Below are 20558 nucleotides of genomic sequence, written 5' to 3'. Positions count from 1 at the left end.
GCCAGACTTCAGGGCTTGTCTTTCAAGACCCGGCTGTAGGGCAGCAACAACTTGAAGGTGGAGCCCTGACCCAAAACGCTTTCGATGCGCAGCTCTCCACCGTGGCGTTGCATGACGTGCTTGGTGATGGCCAGGCCCAAGCCCGTCCCACCGGTTTCTCTGGACCGGCTGCGGTCCACCCGGTAAAAGCGCTCGGACAGACGCGGCAAATGTTCTGCCGCAATGCCAGGGCCTGAGTCCTTGACGGTGAACATCAAGCCCTCGGGAGTGCTGGACCAGTGGATCTGGATGCGCCCCCCCAATGGGGTGTAACGGATCGCGTTGCTCACCAGATTGGAGACCGCGCTCAACAACTCCGAGCGTGCGCCCAGCAAATACACATCGGGCACCGGCGCGAATTCCAATTGGTGCACAGGGCCCTGGCCTTTGTTGGCCATCCAGTCCGAAAAAGCCTGAGCTTCGGTCGTCACTTGCAGCATCAAGGCCGCCAAAGAGACTTTTTCTTGCGTGCTGGGCAACTGGCTGCCTTCAAGCTGCGACAGCATCAACAAATCGGCCACCAGGGACTGCATGCGATCCGATTGCGCCGACATGAGCTGCAGGTAATGCTGGGTGGCCTGGGCATCCAACGGAATCGACTGCAGGGTTTCCACAAAGCCACTGAGCACCGTCAAGGGCGTACGGATTTCATGCGACACGTTGGCCACAAAATCGCGGCGCATGGCATCTGCCTGCGAAAGGGCTGTGATGTCACGGCTCAAAAGGAGCGAACGCCCTTCCCCATAGGCGTGCAACTGCACCGACAGTTTTTGCCTGTTCACGACCGAGCTGGCGCGGCCTTCAATGACCACCTCCGAGTCATGGTTGTCCTGCGCAAAATACCGCGCAAACACGGGATCTCGCACCAGGTGCACGATGTGCTGCAAGCGGTCCCTTTGTGCATCCAGACCCAGATGCGCCGCTGCCGTGTCGTTGCACCATTCGATGCGGGCTTGTTCGTCCAGCAAGATCACACCATTGGGCGAGGCTTGAATCGCCAGCAAGAAATCCTGCAGCTGCTTTTGATGCACAGCGGCCAATTTTTCCTGCTGCCGCAGCATGCGCTGCACGCGCACCGAAATCTCGCGCCAAACACCCTGCCAAGGCGGGTCCTGGCGCAAAACTGGCGCACTCAGCCAGCGCTCAAGCCGGTCCAGCTTCCAAAGCAGCGTGGCTCCATGGACAAACAAGGCCAGCAAAGCCCCCAGCACAGCCCCCAGGGTGCCACCCAGAAACCAGCCGGGTATTCCCGCCAAGCCCACCCAAAAGAGCATTTCGAGAAGCGAAAAAACCATGCGTCACCTGAGTTCAAACGGAGGGAGTAGGGGTGAAACGGTAGCCTGCGCCACGCACGGTTTCGATCATGTTGCCCGCCTCGCCCAGCGACTCGCGCAGGCGTTTGACGTGCACATCCACCGTGCGTTCTTCGATGTAGACGTGGTCGCCCCAAACCTTGTCGAGCAAGGCTCCCCGGCCGTGCACCCGCTCGGGGTGGCGCATCAGGTAGTGCAAGAGCTTGAACTCGGTCGGCCCCACCTTGAGAGGCTTGTCGGCCAAATTGACCCGATGCGTGTCGGCATCGAGCTGCAAGTCACCCATTTTGATCACGCCCCCCGAAGCCTCGGGCACGCGGCGACGCAGCACCGCACGAATGCGGGCCAGCAGCTCACGCGGCGAGAACGGTTTGACGATGTAATCGTCCGCACCTGCATCCAGACCGGCCACCCGGTCGGACTCGTCACCCCTGGCTGTCAGCATCAGGATGGGCACGGCCTTGGTGCGTGCCGAGGCCCGCCACTTGCGGGCCAGCGACAAGCCACTCTCGCCAGGCAACATCCAGTCGAGCAAGATCACGTCGGGCAGGATTTCGTCAAGCTCACGCTGAGCCGTTTCGGCATCGATGGCCCAGACCGGCTGAAAGCCGTTGTGTCGAAGATTCACCGCAATCAACTCGGCAATGGCCGGCTCGTCCTCGACAATCAAGATGCGAGGGATGGTTCTCATTGCACCGCTTTTTCGATTTCGGTCAAGGCGGTGTGGCGCACGTCGGAACCCTTGACCACATAGATCACGAACTCGGCGATGTTCTTGGCATGGTCGCCGATGCGCTCAATGGCCTTGGCCACAAACAGCAGGTCCAGGCTGGCCGAGATCGTGCGCGGGTCTTCCATCATGTAGGTGACCAGCTTGCGCACAAAGCCGTTGAACTCGGCGTCGATCAAATCGTCCTCTTTCAGGATGACCAGCGCCGTGTTCACATCCAGGCGGGCAAAAGCATCGAGCGCTTTGCGCAGCAAGCCGGTGGCCAAATCGGCCGCCACCCGCAGCTCGGACGATGGCAGGTTGCGCGGACTGCCCTGATCCAGGATCAGCTTGACCATGCGGGCGATGCGCTCGGCCTCATCGCCGGCACGCTCGAGGTTGCCGGTGATTTTGGAGATCGCCATCAGCAAACGCAGATCGCGTGCGGTGGGCTGCCGCCGGGCAATGATCGAGGCCAATTCGGCATCGATCTCGACTTCCAGCGCGTTGACCTGCTTTTCGGTGGCCACCACTTGATCGGCCACTTCCGAGCTGAACTGCGCCAGCGCATACACCGCATGGCGGGTTTGCGATTCAACCAGCCCGCCCAGCTCCAAAACGCGGGAAGAAACGCCAGTGAGTTCGGCATCGAATTGACTTGAAATGTGCTTGTCCATGGGGGTCTCCTGATCAGCCGAAACGGCCGGTGATGTAGTCTTCGGTTTCCTGGCGGGCGGGCTTCATGAAAATTTGTTCGGTCTGCCCAAACTCAATCAATTCACCCAAGTACATGTAAGCCGTGAAGTCGGACACGCGAGCGGCTTGCTGCATGTTGTGCGTGACGATGGCCACCGTGTAGTCTTTCTTGAGTTCGCTCACCAACTCTTCGACTTTGGCGGTCGAAATCGGGTCCAAGGCCGATGTGGGCTCATCGAGCAAGATGACCTTGGGCTTGACGGCCACCGTGCGGGCAATGCACAGGCGCTGCTGCTGACCGCCCGAGAGCGACAGACCGCTTTGACCCAACTTGTCCTTGACTTCGTTCCAGATGGCACCCTTGGTCAACGCCCACTCAACGCGGTCATCCATGTCCGAGCGGCTCAGGTTTTCGTACAAGCGAATGCCAAACGCGATGTTGTCGTAGATCGACATGGGAAACGGTGTCGGCTTTTGGAACACCATGCCCACTTGGGCGCGCAACAAGTTCAAATCTTGTTTTTTGTCCAGGATGTTGGTGCCATACAGGCTGATCTCGCCCTCCGCACGCTGGCCGGGATACAGGCTGTACATGCGGTTGAGCGTGCGCAGCAAAGTGGACTTGCCGCAGCCCGATGGACCGATGAAGGCCGTGACTTTGTTCTCGGCAATGTTCAGGTTGACGTTTTTCAGACCCTTGAAATTGCCATAGAAAAAACTGAGATCGCGGATTTCAATGGCATTTTTGAGAGGGGGTTTGTTGCTGTTGGGCATTTTGAATCTCGACTTTCAATCAGGCTTTGACTTTTTCGCGGAAAAACACGCGGGCCAGGATGTTCAGGGCCAACACGGCCAAGGTGATGAGCAAAGCACCACCCCAGGCCAGCTGGATCCAGTTTTCATAAGGGCTCATGGCGAACTGGAAGATGACCACCGGCAAGTTGGCCATGGGCGCTTCCATGTTGGTGCTGAAGAACTGGTTGTTCAGCGCCGTGAACAGCAAAGGCGCGGTTTCGCCGCTGATGCGGGCCACCGCCAGCAGCAAACCGGTGATGACACCACTCTTGGCTGCACGCAAGGTCACCATGGTGGAAACCTTCCAACGTGGCGCACCCAGTGCAAATGCCGCCTCACGCAAGCTGCCGGGCACCAGGCGCAGCATGTTTTCGGTGGTGCGCATGACCACCGGAATGGCAATCAATGACAGCGCCAGGCTGCCCGCGTAGCCCGAAAAATTGCCCACCGTGGCCACCGCAATCGCATACACAAACAAGCCCAGCACAATGGAGGGGGCCGACAGCATGATGTCGGTCACAAAGCGGGTGAACTCGGCCGTCTTGCTGGTGTCGCCGTACTCGGTCAGGTAAATGCCCGCCAAAATGCCAACTGGCGTGGACACCAGAACCGCCAAGCCCACGATCATCAAGCTCCCCACGATGGCGTTGCGCAAACCACCGCCTTCGGAGCCGGGGGCCGGGGTGTCGTTGGTGAACAACGTCAATTCGAGTGCGGCCAGGCCATTGGAAAACAGCACGAACAAGATCCACAACAAAGCGATCAAACCCAGGGCCATGGCAAACATGGACAGGGTCAGACCCACCAGGTTGATGCGCCTGCGCTTGAGGTACAAGGGGGAGGGTTTCATAGGTTCAGGTGTCCGTCTTGACTGAAATATTTGGTGAAGCAAACAGGGGCTGCCGGCCTCAATTGCCCTTGGCCTTTTCGGTGCGGATGATCATCCACTTGGCAGCGGCCAGCACCACAAAGGTGATGCAGAACAGCAAGAAGCCCAAAGCGAACAAGGTGTTGAAGTGCAGGCCTTCGGCTTCGCCAAACTCATTGGCCAGCACCGATGCGATCGAGGTGCCGGGTGAAAACAAGGAAGTGGGCATGCGGTTGGCATTGCCAATCACGAAGGTGACCGCCATGGTCTCGCCCAAAGCGCGGCCCAAGCCCAGCATGATGCCGCCAATCACGCCTTTTTGCGTGTAAGGCAAGACCACTTTGCGCACCACCTCCCAGGTGGTACAGCCCAAGCCATAGGCCGATTCACGCAGGATGGGTGGGGTGATTTCGAACACATCGCGCATCACCGCTGCAATGAATGGCAGCACCATGAAGGCCAGGATGATGCCTGCGGCCATGATGCCCAGGCCGTTGGTGGCACCACCAAACAACCAGCCCACCAAAGGCATGCCGCCCAGCACCGACTGCAGGGGCACTTGCAAATAATCAGCATAGACGGGCGCAAACACAAACAAGCCAAACATGCCGTAAATGATGGACGGCACAGCGGCCAGCAACTCGATGGCCGTGCCCAAGGGACGGCGCAACCAAACGGGGCAGGTTTCAGTCAGAAAAACCGCGATGCCAAAAGCCAGCGGCACCGCCACCAACAAAGCAATGCCAGCGCTGAACAAAGTGCCCACAATGGAGATGGCGGCACCGAACTCTTCGTTCACGATGTCCCACTCGACGTACCACAAGAAGTGCGCACCAAACTTGGCAAAAGTCGGCCAGGCATTGACAAACAAGGACACGATGATGCCCACCAGCGCCAACAGCACCAACAGCGAAAACGACTGCGTCAGGCGGTGAAAAATGGCGTCTTGCAGCCTTTGCCGCTTGGCCACGGAGGCCATGTGGGCGTTCGGCGATGGGTCAGAAAGCTCGGTGGTGTGTGTGGAGTTCATGTTCACGTCTGCAGACAGGAAAATTCAAAAGCTCAAAACAGAATAACAAACCACCGACAACCTCATCAGAAGGTCGGTGGTCAAGGGTCAAATCCAGTCAACCCGAAACATCATCACTTGCTATTGACCTGGGTCCACACACGTTCACGAATTTGCTTGGTCAAAGCGTCCGGCAGGGGCACATAGTCCAGCTCCAGCGCCATTTGCTTGCCGTTCTTGAAGGCCCAATCAAAAAACTTCAGAACTTCGGCCGATTGCGCTTTGTCAGCGGGTGCCTTGTACATCAAGATGAACGAGGCGGTGGTGACCGGGTAAGCCTTGGCACCGGGCTGGTTCACGATGGACAAACCCATGCCTGGCACGCTGAACCAGTCAGCACCCGCAGCGGCTGCGGCAAAGGTCTCATCGTCGGGCATGACATAGTTGCCGTTTTTGTTTTGCAAGGCCATCACAGCAATGTTGTTGCGCTTGGCATAGGCGTACTCCACATAGCCCAAGGCACCTTTGGTGCGGGTCACGTTGGCGGCCACGCCTTCATTGCCTTTGCCGCCGACCGATGTCGGGGCTGGCCACTTGACCGCAGCGCCACGGCCCACGGTGTCCAGCCAGTCCTTGCTGACAGTGGCCAGGTAGTCGGTCCAGTTGAAGGTGGTGCCCGAGCCGTCGGCGCGGTGCACCACGGTGATGGTCACATTGGGCAAGGTCTTGCCGGGGTTCAGAGCAACCAGTTTGGGGTCATTCCACTTGCTGATCTTGCCCATGAACATCTCAGCCAACACGGGGCCTGTCACGCGCAACTCACCGTTTTTGAAGCCATCCAGGTTGAAAACGGGCACGGTGCCACCGATGATGGCTGGGAACTGAACCATGCCATCTTTATCCAGGTCTGCACCGCCAACAGGTGCATCGGTCGCACCAAAGGCGACGGTTTTGGCACGAATCTGACGAATGCCGCCTGAAGACCCAATGGATTGATAGTTCAAACCCGTGCCGGTTTCCTTTTTGTAGGCCTCAGCCCACTTGGCATAAATCGGGAAAGGAAATGTGGCGCCAGCGCCGGTGATGTCCGCGGCAAAGCTCGCTGCTGCGACGGCGCTCAGGCCAATGGCGGCTATAAAAGACTTCAATTTCATCATGTCAACTCCTGATTCAGGGTGTAAGTTCATGGCCACCCAAGCTGGTTTGCCTCGGGGACTGGTGCCACTTTAGCGGCGCATTGTGACAGTCTTGTGTCAAAGTACCCGGTTTTTTTGAGTCGTTGTTGATCCAAACCAGATCCTGTTGCATTGGAGCCTTGGCCCGACCGCTTGTGTGATCGCCAAGGCCAAATTGGCATTCAAAACATCGACTTTGACCTATATTGCTGCATCTCAAGTTCTTTGGAATATCCGATGCCTGCCCAAAAATTATCGCCAAAGGTTTCCACAACACGCAGACAACTGACCCTGAGTTTGGGCATGGGAGCCCTGTGGCCCTGGGCCGGCACACCGGCCCAAACCCCCTCCGAAGCGACTTTGGAATCCACGGCACCCGCCCTGCCCCGTGTGGACGATGTGCTGAAGGTGCCGCCCATCCGTTTGCTCAACGGCCAGGACTTCCAGCACGAGCGCCAGCCTTTGCTGCTGTATTGGTGGTCCAGCACCTGCCCCTTTTGCGCCTTGCAAAGCCCCAGCATGCAGGCCTTGTGGCTGTCACAAAAAAGTCAGGGCCTGCGCATGCTGGCCTTGTCCATCGACAAAAAGCCCGAAGACGCACAGGCTTACCTGCTCAAACGCGGCTACACCTTCCCCTCAGCCTGGGCCAGTCCCGAGTGGCGCAAGCAGTTTCCCAAACCCAAGGGCTTGCCCGTCACCTTGTTGATGAACAGCCAGCACAAAGTGCTGTTGGCTGAAAAAGGACAAATGTTCGCGGAGGATGTCGAAGCTATCGCCCGGCGCTTCTGAACACATGCACCGCAGAATTTGCTGTGCATGTCATGGCACCGTCACACAGTCATGGCAGACTTTCACCATTGACATTTCCATGACCATAGAAAGATCAACCATGAAAGTAGGCATCAACGGCATGGGCCGCATCGGCCGTTTGGCCCTGCGTGCGGCCATGGGCGCTGCCGAGCGCCAGCAAGACGACCCCCGCGCAGGCAACCGCCTGGAGGTGGTGCACCTGAACGAACTCAAAGGCGGCGCAGCGGCCACCGCGCATTTGCTGGCGTTTGACAGCGTGCAGGGCAAGTGGCGCGAGCGCATCGAGGCTGAAGGCGAGAACCAAATCCGCATTGGCGAGCGCACCCTGGGCTTTTCATCGCACGCCCACCCAGCCGACATCCCATGGGGCGACATGGGTGTGGACTTGGTGCTGGAGTGCACGGGCAAATTTTTGACGCCCGAAACGATTCAGGGCCACCTGGACCGGGGTGCCAAGCGCGTCATCGTGGCGGCACCCGTCAAGGTGGGTGGTGTGCTGAACATCGTGGTGGGCGTCAACCACACGCTTTACAACCCGGCCAAAGACCGCATCGTCACGGCGGCATCCTGCACCACCAACTGCTTGGCTCCGGTGGTCAAAGTCGTGCACGAAGCCATTGGCATCCGGCACGGTCAGATCACCACCATCCACGACCCGACCAACACCAACTTGGTGGTCGATGCCCCACACAAAGACCTGCGCCGCGCGCGCAGCGCCATGGTCAGCCTGGCCCCCACCACCACCGGCAGCGCCACGGCGATTGCCCTGATTTACCCCGAACTCAAGGGCAAGCTGAACGGCCACGCCGTGCGTGCCCCGGTGCTCAATGCGTCGCTGACCGACTGCGTGTTCGAGATGAAGCGCGAAACCAGCGCTGAAGAAGTCAACGCCTTGTTTGCCGCTGCGGCCCAAGGCCCGCTGGCGGGCATCTTGGGTTACGAGGAACGACCCTTGGTCAGCGTGGATTACGCACGCGACACGCGCAGCGCCATCGTGGACGCACTGTCGACCATGGTGACCGACGGCACACTGCTCAAGATCTACGCCTGGTACGACAACGAGATGGGCTACGCCTGCCGGATGGTCGATTTGGCCTGCCACATGAACGAAGTCGGCATCTGAGATGAACGCCGCTGAACGCCATGACGGCATCGTCACCGCCGCAGAGCGGAACTACGGCATCGTGACCGCTGCCTATTGGGGCTTTACCCTGACCGACGGCGCTTTGCGCATGTTGGTGCTGCTGCACTTTTACAAGCTGGGCTACTCGCCGTTCACGCTGGCCTTTTTGTTCTTGCTGTACGAAGGCGCGGGCGTGTTGGCCAACCTGATTGGCGGCTGGCTGGCCACGCGTTTTGGCATTGCCCGCATGCTCACCGTGGGCTTGGTCACTCAGATCATCGGTTTTGGCTTGCTCTCGGCCTTGCAGCCAGAGTGGACTGCGGCCATGTCGGTGGCCTGGGTGGTGTTGGCGCAAGGCGTGTGTGGCGTGGCCAAAGACCTGACCAAGACCGCCAGCAAGTCGGCCATCAAGATCACGCAGGCGCAAGCCAAAGACCAAGGCAACGGGCAACTGTTCAAGTGGGTGGCCTGGTTCACCGGCAGCAAAAATGCCATGAAGGGCTTTGGCTTTTTTCTGGGTGGTTTGCTGCTCGAGACGCTGGGGTTTCAGGGCTCGCTGTGGGCCATGGCGGGCCTATTGGCCTTGGTGCTGGTCGGTGTGGTGATCAGCTTGCCGCCCATGATGGGCAAGAGCAAGCCTTCGGGCTCGGCCAAAGAGTTGTTCGCCAAAAATGCGGGCATCAACGCTCTGGCGGCCGCCCGCGTGGCTTTGTTTGGGGCGCGTGATGTGTGGTTTGTAGTGGGCGTGCCGGTGTTCCTCTACTCGGTGGGTTGGACCTTCACCATGGTGGGCGGCTTTTTGGCGGCCTGGACCATTGGCTACGGCTTGGTGCAAGCGCTGGCGCCACAGATCGTTCGGCGCAGCGCCGATGGCCTGAGCCGCGAAGTGCCTGCGGCCCGTTGGTGGTCGGCGGTGCTCATGCTCATTCCACTGGGCATTGCCGCGGCCATGTGGCTGCAGGCGCCGCAGTTGCAGTGGTGGGTGGTTGGGGGCCTGAGTTTGTTTGGCTTTGCCTTCGCCATCAATTCGTCGGTGCACAGTTATCTGGTGCTGGCCTATGCAGGCTCAGAAAAAGCGGCCGAAGACGTGGGCTTTTATTACGCCGCCAATGCGCTGGGCCGCTTCATGGGCACGCTGCTGTCGGGCCTGCTCTACCAATGGGGCGGGTTGATGTACGCACTCTTGGGCTCGGCTTTGATGCTGCTCTTGTGCTGGCTGGCCACACTGCGTTTGCCCATGGGCTTGCTCACCCCCAACCCTGCAGAAAAGGCCACGCCATGAACCCCGTTTCTCTTTTCAGCATCATGGACGAGGACGTGGCCGTCAAGGCTTTGTCGGCTTTGGCGCAAAGCTCGCGCCTGAAGGTGTTTCGCGCCATCGTGGGCACGGGGCCAGAGGGCATTCAACCCGGGCAGCTGTCTGCAGCGCTGGATATTCCGGCCAACACGCTGTCGTTTCACCTCAAAGAACTGCACCACGCGGCCTTGGTCAGCGTGCAGCGCGAGGGCCGTTTTTTGCGCTACCGCGCCGACCTGGGTGCCATGCAAAGCCTGATGGACTTTTTGACAGCGCACTGCTGCCAAGGTGTGCCCTGTGGTGATGCGATCAATTTGTGGCGTCCACACACTGAAGATGCGAGCGCGCACACATAATCCAGACTTTGCCTGCTCGCCCTGCTGCCTCACCCCACGCCATGCACACCCATTCCCTGTACGCCGCCATCGACCTGGGCTCCAACAGTTTTCGCCTCGAAATTGGTCAAATGGATGCAGGGCAGCTGCGGCGCGTCGAATACATCAAGGAAACCGTGCGCCAAGGCAACGGCCTGGACAGTGAGCGCAAGCTCAGCGATGACGCCATGGCACGGGGCTGGGAGTGCCTGGCCCGCTTTGGCGAACGGATTGCGGGATTTGAGCCCCACCAAGTGCGGGCCGTGGCCACCCAAACCTTGCGCGAAGCCCGCAACCGTGAGGTGTTTTTGGCCAAAGCCAAACAGATTCTGGGCTTTCCGATCGAGGTCATTGCCGGGCGCGAAGAGGCCCGCTTGATTTACCTGGGCGTGTCGCACCTGCTGCCGCAGTCGGATGAGCGCCGCTTGGTGGTGGACATTGGCGGGCGCTCGACCGAGATGATTTTGGGCCAGCATGAAACCGCCAGCACACTGGCGTCTTACCCCGTGGGCAGCGTGGCTTGGTCGATGAAATATTTCCCAGATGGTCTGTGGACCCCCCAGGCCTTCAAGGCCGCCGAGATTGGGGCCATGGCTGTCCTCGATGAAGCGCACAGCCTGTTCAACCGCCAACACTGGGACAAGTGTTACGGCTCTTCCGGCACGGTGGGTGCGGTGTCCGAGGTCTTGACCCAGGCGGGCTGGCCCGAGGGGCGCGTCACACGCGACGGATTGACTTGGCTCAAAGAGCGCTTGCTCAAGGCGCAAAAGCTGGACAACCTGCGCCTGGACGGCGTCAAGGAAGACCGAAAGCCCGTCATCGGTGGCGGCCTGGCGGTGCTGCAAGCGGTGTTCGATTTGCTGCAAATCGATGAGATGCATGCTGCGCAAGGCGCCTTGCGCCACGGCGCGCTCTACGACCTGATTGACCGCGAAAGCCCCCAGGATGTCCGTTCGTCCATGGTGACTTGGTTGGCCCAACGCTTTGGCACCGATGAGCAACAAGCCGAGCGGGTGTCGCGCACGGCCCAGGGGCTGCTGCAAGCCATGCTGGCTTCGGGGGCCGACTTGCCCCAAAGCGATCGCCAACGCCATCTGAAAAAACTGCACTGGGCCTGCCAGCTGCACGAAGCCGGCATGCGCATTTCGCACAGCGATTACCACAAGCATGGTGCCTACATCCTGGACAACACCGACCTGCCCGGCTTCACCCTGGACGAGCTGCACCGCCTGAGCCAATTGGTGCTCGGTCACCGGGGCAAGCTGCGCAAGCTCGAGGCCGAGCTGCAAAACACCCGCTTTGTGCAGCAACTCATGGCGCTGCGCCTGGCGGTCATCTTGTGCCATGCCCGGCGCGACCCGGATTTGTCAGGCCTGCACATCCAGTGCGATGCGGAGCGACGCATCGTCAGCCTTCAGATGGAGAGCGATTGGGTCGAACTCTGGCCCCAATCGGCCCACTTGCTGCGCGAAGAAAAGAACGTCTGGCAAAAGACAGAATGGGTGTTGCAGGCATCGGTGCACTGAAGCCCCTGGATTGAAGAGCCCAATCTCTTGCCCATGAAAAATCAACGGTATAAACTGTATGCACCGTTAATTTTTCAAGGCTGATTTTCCATGAACGACTCATCCACTTCCGCCCTTGCGACCACCACGCGAAAGCACACGAAAAAGCCCGCGGTCAACCCTCCTACCAAGACGGCCTCCAAGGCCGCGCCCACCTCCAAAATTCCCGTGAAAGCGCCGCGCAAAAGCGCCAGCCCAGCCCCCAATCGCAAGCCGGTCAAAGCCGCTGTGGCCCCGGTAGCCCCAACTGCCGCGCCCGCAAAAGCCAAGACCAGCCCATCCAAAGCACCTCAAGCCAAAGCTGCAGACAAGAAAAAGTCTACGGCCCCAGCCAAGGCGGCCAAAGAGAAAAAAGTCAAAGTGGTGCGCGACAGCTTCACCTTGCCCAAGACCGAGTTGCTGCAAATCACCGAGATGAAAAAACGCGCCATGGCTTTGGGCGTGGAAGTCAAGAAAAGCGAGCTGATCCGCGCAGGTCTGCAGGCTCTGGCCGGCATGGCCGACACCGCTTTCAAGAAAGCCATGGCCAACGTGCCCACCATCAAAACCGGTCGCCCTGCCAAGGACTGAAGCCGCTCTGAAGCGCGCAGTTCACAAGCGCTCTGGGCACGTCACGGCCAACAGCACGGTTTGCGCTTGGCCTTCGCGGATGCGGTGGCGCAGCCACCACACCGCGCCTTTACGGATGGCGCAGGCGGCTTCGGGCATGCCCAGCAAGTGCGCCACCAAACCGCCCAGTGCCGGTTGGTGGCCCACCAGCAAGACCGGGTAACGCGCCTCGGGCCAGCCCGAGCTTTCCAGCACATCGGCCACACTCGCACCGGGTGACAGCGCATCGCGCACCTTGTATTTGCGACTCAAGGCTCGCACGGTTTGCTCGGCCCGCACGGCCGGGCTGCTGAGCACGCGGGTGCCTTGCGCCAACTGGGCGTCCAGCCAAACGGCCATGCGCTCGGCCTGTTTGCGCCCACGAGGTGTCAAAGTGCGTTGCATGTCGTCTTCGCCGGGCTCGGCTTCATGGGCTTCGGCATGCCGCCACACGATCAAGTCCATGGCACTCACTCCCGCACAGGCGAAGCGTCGTAACGCTGCATCAGCGCTTGTTGCGCCCCGGGTCCCGGGGCCGTCATGCCCACACGGTGGTACTGGCCGTCTGGCGCCAGGTCCCAGGCGTCGCGACCATCGTGCAGGTAAGCGATCAGGCATTCGTCAATGATGCGCTGGCGCAGCAACGGGTCGGTCACGGGCCAAGCCAGCTCGATGCGGCGCGTCATGTTGCGGCTCATCCAGTCGGCGCTCGACAAATACAGCGATTCGTCCTGGTCGGCGCAAAAGTAAAACACCCGGGAGTGCTCCAAAAAGCGGCCAATCACCGAGCGCACCCGGATGTTGTCGCTCAAGCCAGCCACCCCGGCGGGCAGCATGCAGGCCCCGCGAACGATCAAGTCGATCTTGGCACCCTTTTTCCCAGCCTCCAGCAAGGCCTCCATCAGGGGCTGATCGGTCAGGGCATTCATTTTGATGACGATGCGTGCGGCAGCACCTCGCGCAGCGGCTGTGCCCACCGCTTCAATGAGAGACTGCATCTGGGCATGCAGCGTGAAAGGCGCCACCAGCAGACGCTTCATCTTGGGCAAACGGCTTTGGCTGGCCAGATGGCCAAAGAGCTGGTCCATGTCGGCGGTGATGTCGGCATGGGCCGTGAGGTAGCTGATGTCGGTGTACAGCGCAGCGGTGCGGCGGTTGTAGTTGCCCGTGGACAGGTGGCCATAACGACGCAGCACCCGGCCTTCGCGGCGGGTGACCAAGAGCATTTTGGCGTGCGTCTTCAGGCCCACGATACCGTAGACCACCTGGGCCCCAATCGATTCGAGCTGCTCTGCCCAGTTGATGTTCGCCTCTTCGTCAAAACGGGCTTTGAGCTCCACCACGGCGGTGACTTCCTTGCCCCGGCGCACCGCCTCGCGCAGCAAATCCATCATGGTGGTGTCGCTGCCAGCACGGTAAATGGTTTGTTTGATGGCCAGCACGTTCGGGTCCATCACGGCTTCGCGCAAAAAGGCCAGCACGCCATCGAAACTTTCAAAAGGCTGATGGATCACCACATCGCCCTCTTTGAGCCGGTTGAACACCGAGCCGTGTTGCGGCAGCTGCACCGGAAAGCTGGCCTTGAAGGGCGGAAAGAGCAAGTCCGGCGCAGGCACCAGATCGATGAGTTGCATCAGGCGCACCAGGTTCACCGGTCCATTGACCCGGAACACCGACGCCTCGGGCAGGCGAAACTCCTTGCGCAAAAACTCCATCAAACGAGGCGCACAGTTGGACGACACCTCCAGGCGAATCGCCTGACCATAGTGGCGGTGCTGCAGCCCTTGGCGCAGGGCCATGCGCAAATTGGCAATCTCGTCTTCGTCGACGGCCAGATCCGAGTGGCGCGTCACCCGGAACTGCGAAAACTGCCCGACCTCACGGCCTGGAAACAACTCGGCCAGGTGGGCGCGGATCACGCTGGACAACAGCACAAAGGCCTTGCTGCCTTCGCACACACGGTCCGGCAGGGGAATCACGCGCGGCAGCACTCGCGGCACTTTGACGATGGCGATTTCGTTGGCGCGACCAAAAGCGTCCTTGCCCGACAACTGCACGATGAAGTTGAGCGATTTGTTGGCCACTTGCGGAAAAGGATGGGCCGGGTCCAGACCCACAGGCACCAGCAGGGGCTGCACCTCGCGCTGGAAGTAGCTGCGCACCCAGCGGCGTTGCTCGGCGTTGCGCTCACCATGCGACAAGAGCCGATAACCGTGGCGCTGCAGCGTGGGGAGCAAATCGTCGTTGTACAGCGCATATTGCCGCGCCACCATGGCATTGGTTTTGTCGGCAATGGCCACCAAACTGTTGTTGGTGTATTGGCCAGACTGGAGACCCTGCAAGCTGCCCATCACATGTGGCTCGGCCCGTACCTCAAAGAACTCGTCCAGGTTGGACGACACGATGCACAGGTAGCGCAGGCGCTCGAGCACGGGCACTTCGGGGCGGTGCGCCCAGTCCAGCACGCGCTCATTGAACGCCAAAATACTCAGGTCGCGGTCCAAGAACACCGAAGCAGGTTCTACCAACGAGTTCTGTGAAAGTGATTTGGCCATGGCACACCTTGAAGGATTCAATTCATTCTAGGAAGCCAGCAAGTCAATTTGATGACATGACGACTTGTTTGAAATCAAGGAACAAACACATTGGCCGGGCACATCCTCTGGCGCAGGCGCTGGGCAAGCATGCCAAGACGCGTCACCCAGGTGGTCGCACCAGAGGCCCATTTCGGTTATCGTGATAGCTCTTTTTATTTCATAACCTGCCACCATGATCCTCGAACTCGCCGACATCCGCATCCAGCCTGGTCAACAGGCCGCTTTTGAACAAGCCATTGAGCTGGGCCTGAACACCGTGGCCTCACGGGCCAAGGGCTTTCGGGGGGCCAAGGTCAACCGCTGCATCGAAACCCCCGAGCGCTTTGTGCTGCAGATTTTCTGGGACACGCTGGAAGACCACACGGTGGGCTTTCGCCAGTCGGCGCTGTTCACCGAGTGGCGCGCCATCGTCGGCCCCTTCTTTGCCGCGCCCCCGCATGTGGAGCATTTCGAGCTGACCTACACCTCGGCCTGATGCTTCGCTCAGGCGGCTTGATGGCCTTGTACGAGGCGCGAGAGCAGATGCACAAACTGGCTTTGCTCTTGCGGCGTCAGCGGCGCCAGAATTTTTTCTTGCACCAGGGCCACATCCGACTGAATGCCGGCCAGGGCCTGCACCCCTTGCGGCGTGACCACCAGCAGCTTGCGCCTGCGGTCGGCCGGATCGGCCTCGCGCACCACCCAGCCCTTGGCCTCCAGCCGCCCAATCACCGAGCCCGAAGTCGCCGGATCAAAGGCCACCCGCTTGGCCAGGCTCACCTGGTCGATGCCGGGGCTGCCCAGCAAGGCGTTCAGGATGGCGAACTGCACGGGCGTGATGTCGGCGCTGGCCAATTGCTCGGCAAAAATGGCCACGGCAATTTGCTGGGCCCGTCGAATCAGGTGACCCGGCGTGGCCTGAAGGTCGATGCTTTTGATCATGTGCGTGACGTGTTGCGGGGATGGCACGGGCGCCTGAGCTCAGACATTCCGATTAACATCTGATTTTCAATTCTTGAGAAAGCGACCCATGAGTTTTGTATTTTCACCCATGCCCGTGGTCTCGGTGCCTGTGCTCGGCCAACCCGAACGTTTTCCGGTGCACCGCATTTACTGCGTGGGCCGCAATTATGAAGAGCATGCCAAGGAAATGGGCTTCACCGGGCGTGAGCCACCCTTCTTCTTCCTCAAGCCCACCGACAGCCTGGTCGTGGTCGAAGCGGGCCAGACAGGCACCATGCCTTACCCCAGCCTCACACAAAACCTGCACCACGAGATCGAACTCGTGGTGGCCATTGGCCAAGGCGGGCGCAACATCTTGGCCGCCGATGCGGCCAAGCACATTTATGGTTATGCGGTGGGCCTGGACATGACACGCCGCGACCTGCAAAACGAGATGAAAAAGCAAGGCCGCCCCTGGTGCATCGGCAAAGCCTTCGACCACTCGGCCCCCATCGGCCCGATCACGCCGATTGCGCAAGCCGGTGACGTGAACCAGGCCGAGATCAGCCTGCAAGTCAACGGTGCAGACCGCCAGCGCAGCAACGTGGCCAAACTCATCTGGAGCGTGGCCGAAACCATCGAACACCTGTCCGCCGCCTGGGAACTGCAGCCCGGTGACCTGATCTACACAGGCACCCCTGAAGGTGTGGCCGCAGTGGTGGCGGGTGACACCTTGGTGGGCCAAGTGGCCGGGTTGGGCAGCTTGCAAATTAAAATTTCCTGACCTGAAAGGTGGTCAGAACGCAGTGGGGCCTGCCATAAAAGCACTTTTGTTCATTGAACAAAAGTGCACACGCCCCGCAACACAAAGGGTTAACCCCTAAAAATAGCCTCTGAAGTTGCAACTTAATTCATATACATTGCAATTCAAGGGACTTTAGGGTGACCCAAGCTGAGCACCACGGGCGTCATTCTTTTCATTAACCGACCGCACGGTTGGTTTATCATTTCATTTTTCAACCCATGATGGAGACAAGTCGATGAAGAAGTTCTTACAACAAACGGCCTTGGCCGCTGGCCTGATGGCCGTTGGTTTTGGCGCTCACGCCCAGACCATCACCCTGAAGGTGCACCACTTCTTGGGCCCTCAGTCCATCCAGCACACCACCATGCTGGGCGACTGGTGCAAAAACATCGCCAAAGACTCCAACAACCGCTTGCAATGCCAGATCTTCCCGGCCATGCAGTTGGGCGGCACCCCGCCGCAGCTGTATGACCAAGCCAAAGACGGCGTGGCCGACGTGGTCTGGACCGTTGCCGGTTACTCCGCTGGCCGTTTTGCCAAGACCCAAGTGTTCGAGCTGCCCTTCACCATGACCAATGCCGCTGCCACCAGCCGCGCCGCATGGGACTTCGTGCAAAAGAACGCGATGGACGAGCACAAGGATGTGAAACTGTTGGCCGTTCACGTGCACGGCCCAGGCGTGATCTTCACCCGCGACAAGCCCATCACCAAGATGGAAGACTTCAAGGGCATGAAGATGCGCGCCCCCACGGCCAACGTGACCAAAATGCTCGCCAAAATGGGTGCCACTCCTGTTGGCATGCCCGTGCCCCAAGTGTCTGAGGCCTTGTCCAAGGGCGTGATCGATGGCGCCGTGATTCCCTACGAAGTCGCCCCTGGCCTGAAGGTGCACGAGCTGACCAAGTACAGCGCTGAAACCGACAAGAGCTTCCCGGCCCTGTACACCACCGTGTTTGTGGTGCCCATGAACAAGGCCAAGTACGAGTCGCTGCCTGCTGACCTGAAAGCCGTGATCGACAAGAACTCCGGTCGCGAGTTCTCGGCCTTCCTGGGCGGCACGCAAGAGGGCAACGATGTGCCCAGCCGCAAGGTGTTTACCGACACCAAAACCCAGACCATCTCGGTGATCCCACCGGCTGAGCTGGCGCGCTGGAAGAAAGCCACCGACGAGCAGGACAACGAATGGGTGGACAGCATGAACAAGCGCGGGCTGAACGGCGCCGCCTTGCTCAAAGACGCCCAAGACCTGATCAAGCAATACACCAAGTAAAGACCTCGGTCTTGTTTGGAGTTCCATGGGGTGAGCTGCGGCCCACCCCATTTTTTTGTCTCTAGGAGAAGCCCCGTGGCAGAAGTCGTCCATGTCATGTCCACACGTCAGTACCAAGGATTGGGCTGGGTTCTGGACCGTTTGAGTAAATTGTTGGCCATTTTGTCGGGCTTGACCTTGTTGGCCATGGCCTTCATGTCTTTGCGCAGCATCGTCGGCCGCTCGTTTTTTGACGCGCCGCTGCTGGGCGACTTTGAACTGGTGCAGTTTTTGTGCGCGGGCGCTGTGGCCATGTCGCTGCCCTACACACACTGGATCTCGGGCCATGTGATTGTGGATTTCTTCACCGCCAATGCCCCGGCACGGCTCAACGCCGTGCTCGACACTTTGGCCAACTTGTTGCTGGCGTTTTTCTCTGGCCTGATCAGCTGGCGTGTGACTGTAGGCATGCTCGATTTGCGGGGTAACTTTGACGCCTCGATGCTGCTGGAAATTCCCACTTGGTGGGCCTATGTGCCGCTGGTGCCCTCGTTTGGGCTGTTGTCCCTCACGGCCTTGTACCGTGCCTTTGAAAAAATGAAAGAGATCCAATCATGAGCGGCATCGAATGGGGTAGTTTGATGTTTGCGGTCCTGCTGCTGCTGTTGGCGCTGCGGGTCCACATTGGCGTGGCCATGCTGCTGACGGGCACGGTGGGTTACACCTTTGTCGCGGGCTGGGACCCGTTGATGAGTTTTTTCAAAAATGCGGCCTTTGCCCGCTACTCCACTTACGACCTGTCGGTGGTGCCCCTGTTTTTGTTGATGGGCCAATTTGCCACCCAAGGCGGCCTGTCCAAGGCCTTGTTCAAGGCGGGCAACGCCATGATCGGCCACTGGCGCGGCGGCATGGCCATGGCGGCTGTGACTTCGTGCGCAGGCTTTGGGGCGATTTGCGGCTCTTCTCTGGCCACCGCAGCCACCATGGGCCAAGTGGCTTTGCCTGAGCTCAAAGCGCACAACTATTCCGAACGCTTGTCCGCTGCCGTGATCGCAGCGGGTGGCACCTTGGGCATTTTGATTCCGCCCTCCGTGCCCTTGGTCATCTACGCCATCATCACCGAACAAAACATCGCCAAGCTGTTTTTGGCGGCCTTTGTGCCGGGCATCATCGCCGCCATTGGTTACATGGTGGTGATCGGCATCATTGCCCGCGTCAGTCCCAAAGACGCCCCACGGGGTGACCGTTTCAGCTGGGCGCAGCGCCTCACAGCCCTGGCTGAAACCTGGCCAGTCTTGTTGATTTTCATGGTGGTCATTGGCGGCATTTACGGCGGCTTTTTCACCCCCACCGAAGCCGCCTCCATCGGCACGGTGGCCACAGCCTTTGTGGCCTGGAAGTCAGGCGGCCTGCGCGGCCAAGGCTTCATGCAATGCCTGTATGGCGCAGCCGCAGGCACGGGCATGATCTTCCTGATCTTGCTGGGTGCGGATGTACTGAACGTGTTTTTGGCGCTGACCCAAGTCAACACCGAACTGGCCAGGTGGGTGGTCAGCATGGACCTGTCACCGCTGGCCGTGCTGTTCACCATCATCGCCATCTACCTGGTGCTGGGCTGCGTGATGGACAGCTTGTCCATGCTGCTGCTGACCATCCCGATTTTCTTTCCCATCATCATGGGCATTGATTTGTGGGGCATGGACCCCGAGTCCAAAGCCATCTGGTTTGGCATATTGGCACTGATGGTTGTGGAGATTGGCCTGATCACGCCACCCGTGGGCATGAACGTGTTTATCATCAGCAGCATGACGAAAGACGTGCCCATGAAGGACATCTTCCTTTACGTCATGCCTTTCCTGGCCTCTGACCTTTTGCGCATCTTGCTGATCGTCTTTGTGCCCTCCGTCGTTCTATTTGTCTTGAAACTCTGACCATGTACACACGAGAAGCCATTCGACACTGCCGCCAGTGCGGCGCATCGGTGGCTTACCGTTTGCCCGACGACGGCGACACCAAGCAGCGCGCCATTTGCACCGTTTGCCACACGGTGCACTACGAAAACCCCTTGAACGTGGTGGGCACCGTGCCCCATTGGGGCGACCAGGTGCTGCTGTGCAAGCGCAACATCGAGCCGCGCAAAGGCAAGTGGACTTTGCCCGCAGGCTTCATGGAGCTGGGTGAATCCACCGCGCAAGGCGCGGCCCGCGAGACCACCGAAGAAGCCGGGGCGCAGTTCATCATGGAAGACTTGCTCACCGTGATGAGCGTGCCGCGTGTCGGCCAGGTGCACCTGTATTACCGCGCCCGCCTGACCAGCGACGTGTTCGACCCCGGGCACGAAACCATGGAAGCGCGCTTGTTCAAAGAAGACGACATTCCTTGGGACGAATTGGCCTTTCGCACCGTCAAGGAAACGCTGGAGCATTACTTTGCAGACCGCCGTGCAGGACGCTTCAGCACACACGCCTTCGACATCGCTTAAATAATTGATTGCCCCTGCTCAAAGTGGGCATAAGCCTTAGATAATCTGAGGGCATTTCCCTCATTGATCTCTCCAAAGGCATTACATGATCAAGTCCATCACCGCTCTTTTGGCCAGCTTGCTGGCTGCCGCCGCCATGGCCC

At 59.6% G+C, this 20558-nt stretch carries 22 protein-coding genes; 12 read left to right on the top strand and 10 right to left on the bottom strand.

Features of this window, described 5'->3' with window-relative positions; translation table 11 throughout:
* Window positions 1-8: 8 nt before the first annotated feature.
* The 7 genes from phoR to pstS form a co-directional block, all read right to left on the bottom strand.
* A complete protein-coding gene (phoR, locus tag QZ190_RS13395) occupies window positions 9-1334 on the bottom strand; it encodes a phosphate regulon sensor histidine kinase PhoR (protein WP_291917107.1) in 1326 nt (441 codons plus the stop codon).
* A 13-nt stretch (window positions 1335-1347) separates the two neighbouring features.
* Window positions 1348-2043 carry a phosphate regulon transcriptional regulator PhoB gene (phoB, locus tag QZ190_RS13390; RefSeq protein ID WP_291917104.1) on the bottom strand — a complete coding sequence of 232 codons (696 nt, stop codon included), beginning with the start codon at window positions 2041-2043 and terminating at the stop codon, window positions 1348-1350.
* Window positions 2040-2738: a phosphate signaling complex protein PhoU gene (gene phoU / locus QZ190_RS13385; RefSeq protein ID WP_291917102.1), complete on the bottom strand. Its 699-nt coding sequence runs from the start codon at window positions 2736-2738 to the stop codon at window positions 2040-2042. The genes phoB and phoU overlap by 4 nt, the downstream gene beginning before the upstream one ends.
* Before the next feature lie 13 nt (window positions 2739-2751).
* Complete coding sequence (gene pstB / locus QZ190_RS13380; protein ID WP_291917100.1) at window positions 2752-3531, bottom strand: phosphate ABC transporter ATP-binding protein PstB; 780 nt, start codon at window positions 3529-3531, stop codon at window positions 2752-2754.
* Between the two features lie 19 nt (window positions 3532-3550).
* Window positions 3551-4402 carry a phosphate ABC transporter permease PstA gene (gene pstA, locus QZ190_RS13375; protein WP_291917099.1) on the bottom strand — a complete coding sequence of 284 codons (852 nt, stop codon included), beginning with the start codon at window positions 4400-4402 and terminating at the stop codon, window positions 3551-3553.
* A gap of 58 nt (window positions 4403-4460) precedes the next feature.
* The gene (pstC, locus tag QZ190_RS13370; RefSeq protein ID WP_291917097.1) at window positions 4461-5450 is read right to left on the bottom strand and encodes a phosphate ABC transporter permease subunit PstC; all 990 of its coding nucleotides are present in this window, start codon (window positions 5448-5450) and stop codon (window positions 4461-4463) included.
* Window positions 5451-5563: 113 nt separating this feature from the next.
* Window positions 5564-6586 carry a phosphate ABC transporter substrate-binding protein PstS gene (gene pstS / locus QZ190_RS13365; RefSeq protein ID WP_291917095.1) on the bottom strand — a complete coding sequence of 341 codons (1023 nt, stop codon included), beginning with the start codon at window positions 6584-6586 and terminating at the stop codon, window positions 5564-5566.
* A gap of 321 nt (window positions 6587-6907) precedes the next feature.
* Between pstS and QZ190_RS13360 the strand changes: the two genes are divergently transcribed.
* From QZ190_RS13360 to QZ190_RS13335, 6 genes are all read left to right on the top strand, one after another.
* Window positions 6908-7393, top strand: a complete 486-nt coding sequence (locus tag QZ190_RS13360; RefSeq protein WP_291917093.1) for a TlpA disulfide reductase family protein — start codon at window positions 6908-6910, stop codon at window positions 7391-7393.
* Between the two features lie 100 nt (window positions 7394-7493).
* The gene (locus tag QZ190_RS13355) at window positions 7494-8537 is read left to right on the top strand and encodes an ArsJ-associated glyceraldehyde-3-phosphate dehydrogenase (RefSeq protein ID WP_291917091.1); all 1044 of its coding nucleotides are present in this window, start codon (window positions 7494-7496) and stop codon (window positions 8535-8537) included.
* Window position 8538: 1 nt separating this feature from the next.
* The gene (gene arsJ, locus QZ190_RS13350) at window positions 8539-9819 is read left to right on the top strand and encodes an organoarsenical effux MFS transporter ArsJ (RefSeq protein WP_291917089.1); all 1281 of its coding nucleotides are present in this window, start codon (window positions 8539-8541) and stop codon (window positions 9817-9819) included.
* Window positions 9820-9842: 23 nt separating this feature from the next.
* Window positions 9843-10190: a helix-turn-helix domain-containing protein gene (locus QZ190_RS13345; protein ID WP_291917177.1), complete on the top strand. Its 348-nt coding sequence runs from the start codon at window positions 9843-9845 to the stop codon at window positions 10188-10190.
* A gap of 41 nt (window positions 10191-10231) precedes the next feature.
* Complete coding sequence (ppx, locus tag QZ190_RS13340) at window positions 10232-11734, top strand: exopolyphosphatase (protein WP_291917087.1); 1503 nt, start codon at window positions 10232-10234, stop codon at window positions 11732-11734.
* 90 nt (window positions 11735-11824) lie between these two features.
* Window positions 11825-12343, top strand: a complete 519-nt coding sequence (locus tag QZ190_RS13335; protein ID WP_291917085.1) for a hypothetical protein — start codon at window positions 11825-11827, stop codon at window positions 12341-12343.
* Between the two features lie 21 nt (window positions 12344-12364).
* Here QZ190_RS13335 and sixA read toward each other — a convergent pair whose 3' ends face one another.
* Complete coding sequence (gene sixA / locus QZ190_RS13330; RefSeq protein ID WP_291917083.1) at window positions 12365-12826, bottom strand: phosphohistidine phosphatase SixA; 462 nt, start codon at window positions 12824-12826, stop codon at window positions 12365-12367.
* A gap of 5 nt (window positions 12827-12831) precedes the next feature.
* Window positions 12832-14916, bottom strand: a complete 2085-nt coding sequence (gene ppk1, locus QZ190_RS13325) for a polyphosphate kinase 1 (protein WP_291917081.1) — start codon at window positions 14914-14916, stop codon at window positions 12832-12834.
* 214 nt (window positions 14917-15130) lie between these two features.
* On the opposite strand from ppk1, the gene QZ190_RS13320 reads away from it, so the two are divergent.
* The gene (locus QZ190_RS13320) at window positions 15131-15433 is read left to right on the top strand and encodes an antibiotic biosynthesis monooxygenase (protein WP_291917079.1); all 303 of its coding nucleotides are present in this window, start codon (window positions 15131-15133) and stop codon (window positions 15431-15433) included.
* A gap of 8 nt (window positions 15434-15441) precedes the next feature.
* Here QZ190_RS13320 and QZ190_RS13315 read toward each other — a convergent pair whose 3' ends face one another.
* The gene (locus QZ190_RS13315) at window positions 15442-15879 is read right to left on the bottom strand and encodes a MarR family winged helix-turn-helix transcriptional regulator (RefSeq protein ID WP_291917077.1); all 438 of its coding nucleotides are present in this window, start codon (window positions 15877-15879) and stop codon (window positions 15442-15444) included.
* Window positions 15880-15967: 88 nt separating this feature from the next.
* On the opposite strand from QZ190_RS13315, the gene QZ190_RS13310 reads away from it, so the two are divergent.
* From QZ190_RS13310 to QZ190_RS13290, 5 genes are all read left to right on the top strand, one after another.
* Window positions 15968-16663, top strand: a complete 696-nt coding sequence (locus QZ190_RS13310) for a fumarylacetoacetate hydrolase family protein (protein ID WP_291917074.1) — start codon at window positions 15968-15970, stop codon at window positions 16661-16663.
* A 256-nt stretch (window positions 16664-16919) separates the two neighbouring features.
* Complete coding sequence (locus QZ190_RS13305; RefSeq protein ID WP_291917072.1) at window positions 16920-17954, top strand: TRAP transporter substrate-binding protein; 1035 nt, start codon at window positions 16920-16922, stop codon at window positions 17952-17954.
* A gap of 75 nt (window positions 17955-18029) precedes the next feature.
* A complete protein-coding gene (locus tag QZ190_RS13300) occupies window positions 18030-18551 on the top strand; it encodes a TRAP transporter small permease (RefSeq protein ID WP_291917070.1) in 522 nt (173 codons plus the stop codon).
* Window positions 18548-19864, top strand: a complete 1317-nt coding sequence (locus tag QZ190_RS13295) for a TRAP transporter large permease (protein WP_291917068.1) — start codon at window positions 18548-18550, stop codon at window positions 19862-19864. Before QZ190_RS13300 ends, QZ190_RS13295 begins: the two co-directional genes overlap by 4 nt.
* A 2-nt stretch (window positions 19865-19866) precedes the next feature.
* Window positions 19867-20415, top strand: coding sequence for an NUDIX hydrolase (locus QZ190_RS13290; RefSeq protein WP_291917066.1), 549 nt, complete (start codon window positions 19867-19869; stop codon window positions 20413-20415).
* Window positions 20416-20558 lie beyond the last annotated feature (143 nt).

The sequence above is a fragment of the Limnohabitans sp. genome (assembly GCF_017848645.1).
Taxonomy (GTDB): Bacteria; Pseudomonadota; Gammaproteobacteria; order Burkholderiales; family Burkholderiaceae_C; genus Limnohabitans_A.
This window is presented reverse-complemented; position numbering and strand designations above follow the sequence as displayed.

Bases quoted from the DNA above. Each gene is read 5' to 3' on its own strand.
- phoR (WP_291917107.1), bottom strand. From the start codon at position 1,334: ATGGTTTTTTCGCTTCTCGAAATGCTCTTTTGGGTGGGCTTGGCGGGA.
- phoB (WP_291917104.1), bottom strand. From the start codon at position 2,043: ATGAGAACCATCCCTCGCATCTTGATTGTCGAGGACGAGCCGGCCATT.
- phoU (WP_291917102.1), bottom strand. From the start codon at position 2,738: ATGGACAAGCACATTTCAAGTCAATTCGATGCCGAACTCACTGGCGTT.
- pstB (WP_291917100.1), bottom strand. From the start codon at position 3,531: ATGCCCAACAGCAACAAACCCCCTCTCAAAAATGCCATTGAAATCCGC.
- pstA (WP_291917099.1), bottom strand. From the start codon at position 4,402: ATGAAACCCTCCCCCTTGTACCTCAAGCGCAGGCGCATCAACCTGGTG.
- pstC (WP_291917097.1), bottom strand. From the start codon at position 5,450: ATGAACTCCACACACACCACCGAGCTTTCTGACCCATCGCCGAACGCC.
- pstS (WP_291917095.1), bottom strand. From the start codon at position 6,586: ATGATGAAATTGAAGTCTTTTATAGCCGCCATTGGCCTGAGCGCCGTC.
- QZ190_RS13360 (WP_291917093.1), top strand. From the start codon at position 6,908: ATGGGAGCCCTGTGGCCCTGGGCCGGCACACCGGCCCAAACCCCCTCC.
- QZ190_RS13355 (WP_291917091.1), top strand. From the start codon at position 7,494: ATGAAAGTAGGCATCAACGGCATGGGCCGCATCGGCCGTTTGGCCCTG.
- arsJ (WP_291917089.1), top strand. From the start codon at position 8,539: ATGAACGCCGCTGAACGCCATGACGGCATCGTCACCGCCGCAGAGCGG.
- QZ190_RS13345 (WP_291917177.1), top strand. From the start codon at position 9,843: ATGGACGAGGACGTGGCCGTCAAGGCTTTGTCGGCTTTGGCGCAAAGC.
- ppx (WP_291917087.1), top strand. From the start codon at position 10,232: ATGCACACCCATTCCCTGTACGCCGCCATCGACCTGGGCTCCAACAGT.
- QZ190_RS13335 (WP_291917085.1), top strand. From the start codon at position 11,825: ATGAACGACTCATCCACTTCCGCCCTTGCGACCACCACGCGAAAGCAC.
- sixA (WP_291917083.1), bottom strand. From the start codon at position 12,826: ATGGACTTGATCGTGTGGCGGCATGCCGAAGCCCATGAAGCCGAGCCC.
- ppk1 (WP_291917081.1), bottom strand. From the start codon at position 14,916: ATGGCCAAATCACTTTCACAGAACTCGTTGGTAGAACCTGCTTCGGTG.
- QZ190_RS13320 (WP_291917079.1), top strand. From the start codon at position 15,131: ATGATCCTCGAACTCGCCGACATCCGCATCCAGCCTGGTCAACAGGCC.
- QZ190_RS13315 (WP_291917077.1), bottom strand. From the start codon at position 15,879: ATGATCAAAAGCATCGACCTTCAGGCCACGCCGGGTCACCTGATTCGA.
- QZ190_RS13310 (WP_291917074.1), top strand. From the start codon at position 15,968: ATGAGTTTTGTATTTTCACCCATGCCCGTGGTCTCGGTGCCTGTGCTC.
- QZ190_RS13305 (WP_291917072.1), top strand. From the start codon at position 16,920: ATGAAGAAGTTCTTACAACAAACGGCCTTGGCCGCTGGCCTGATGGCC.
- QZ190_RS13295 (WP_291917068.1), top strand. From the start codon at position 18,548: ATGAGCGGCATCGAATGGGGTAGTTTGATGTTTGCGGTCCTGCTGCTG.
- QZ190_RS13290 (WP_291917066.1), top strand. From the start codon at position 19,867: ATGTACACACGAGAAGCCATTCGACACTGCCGCCAGTGCGGCGCATCG.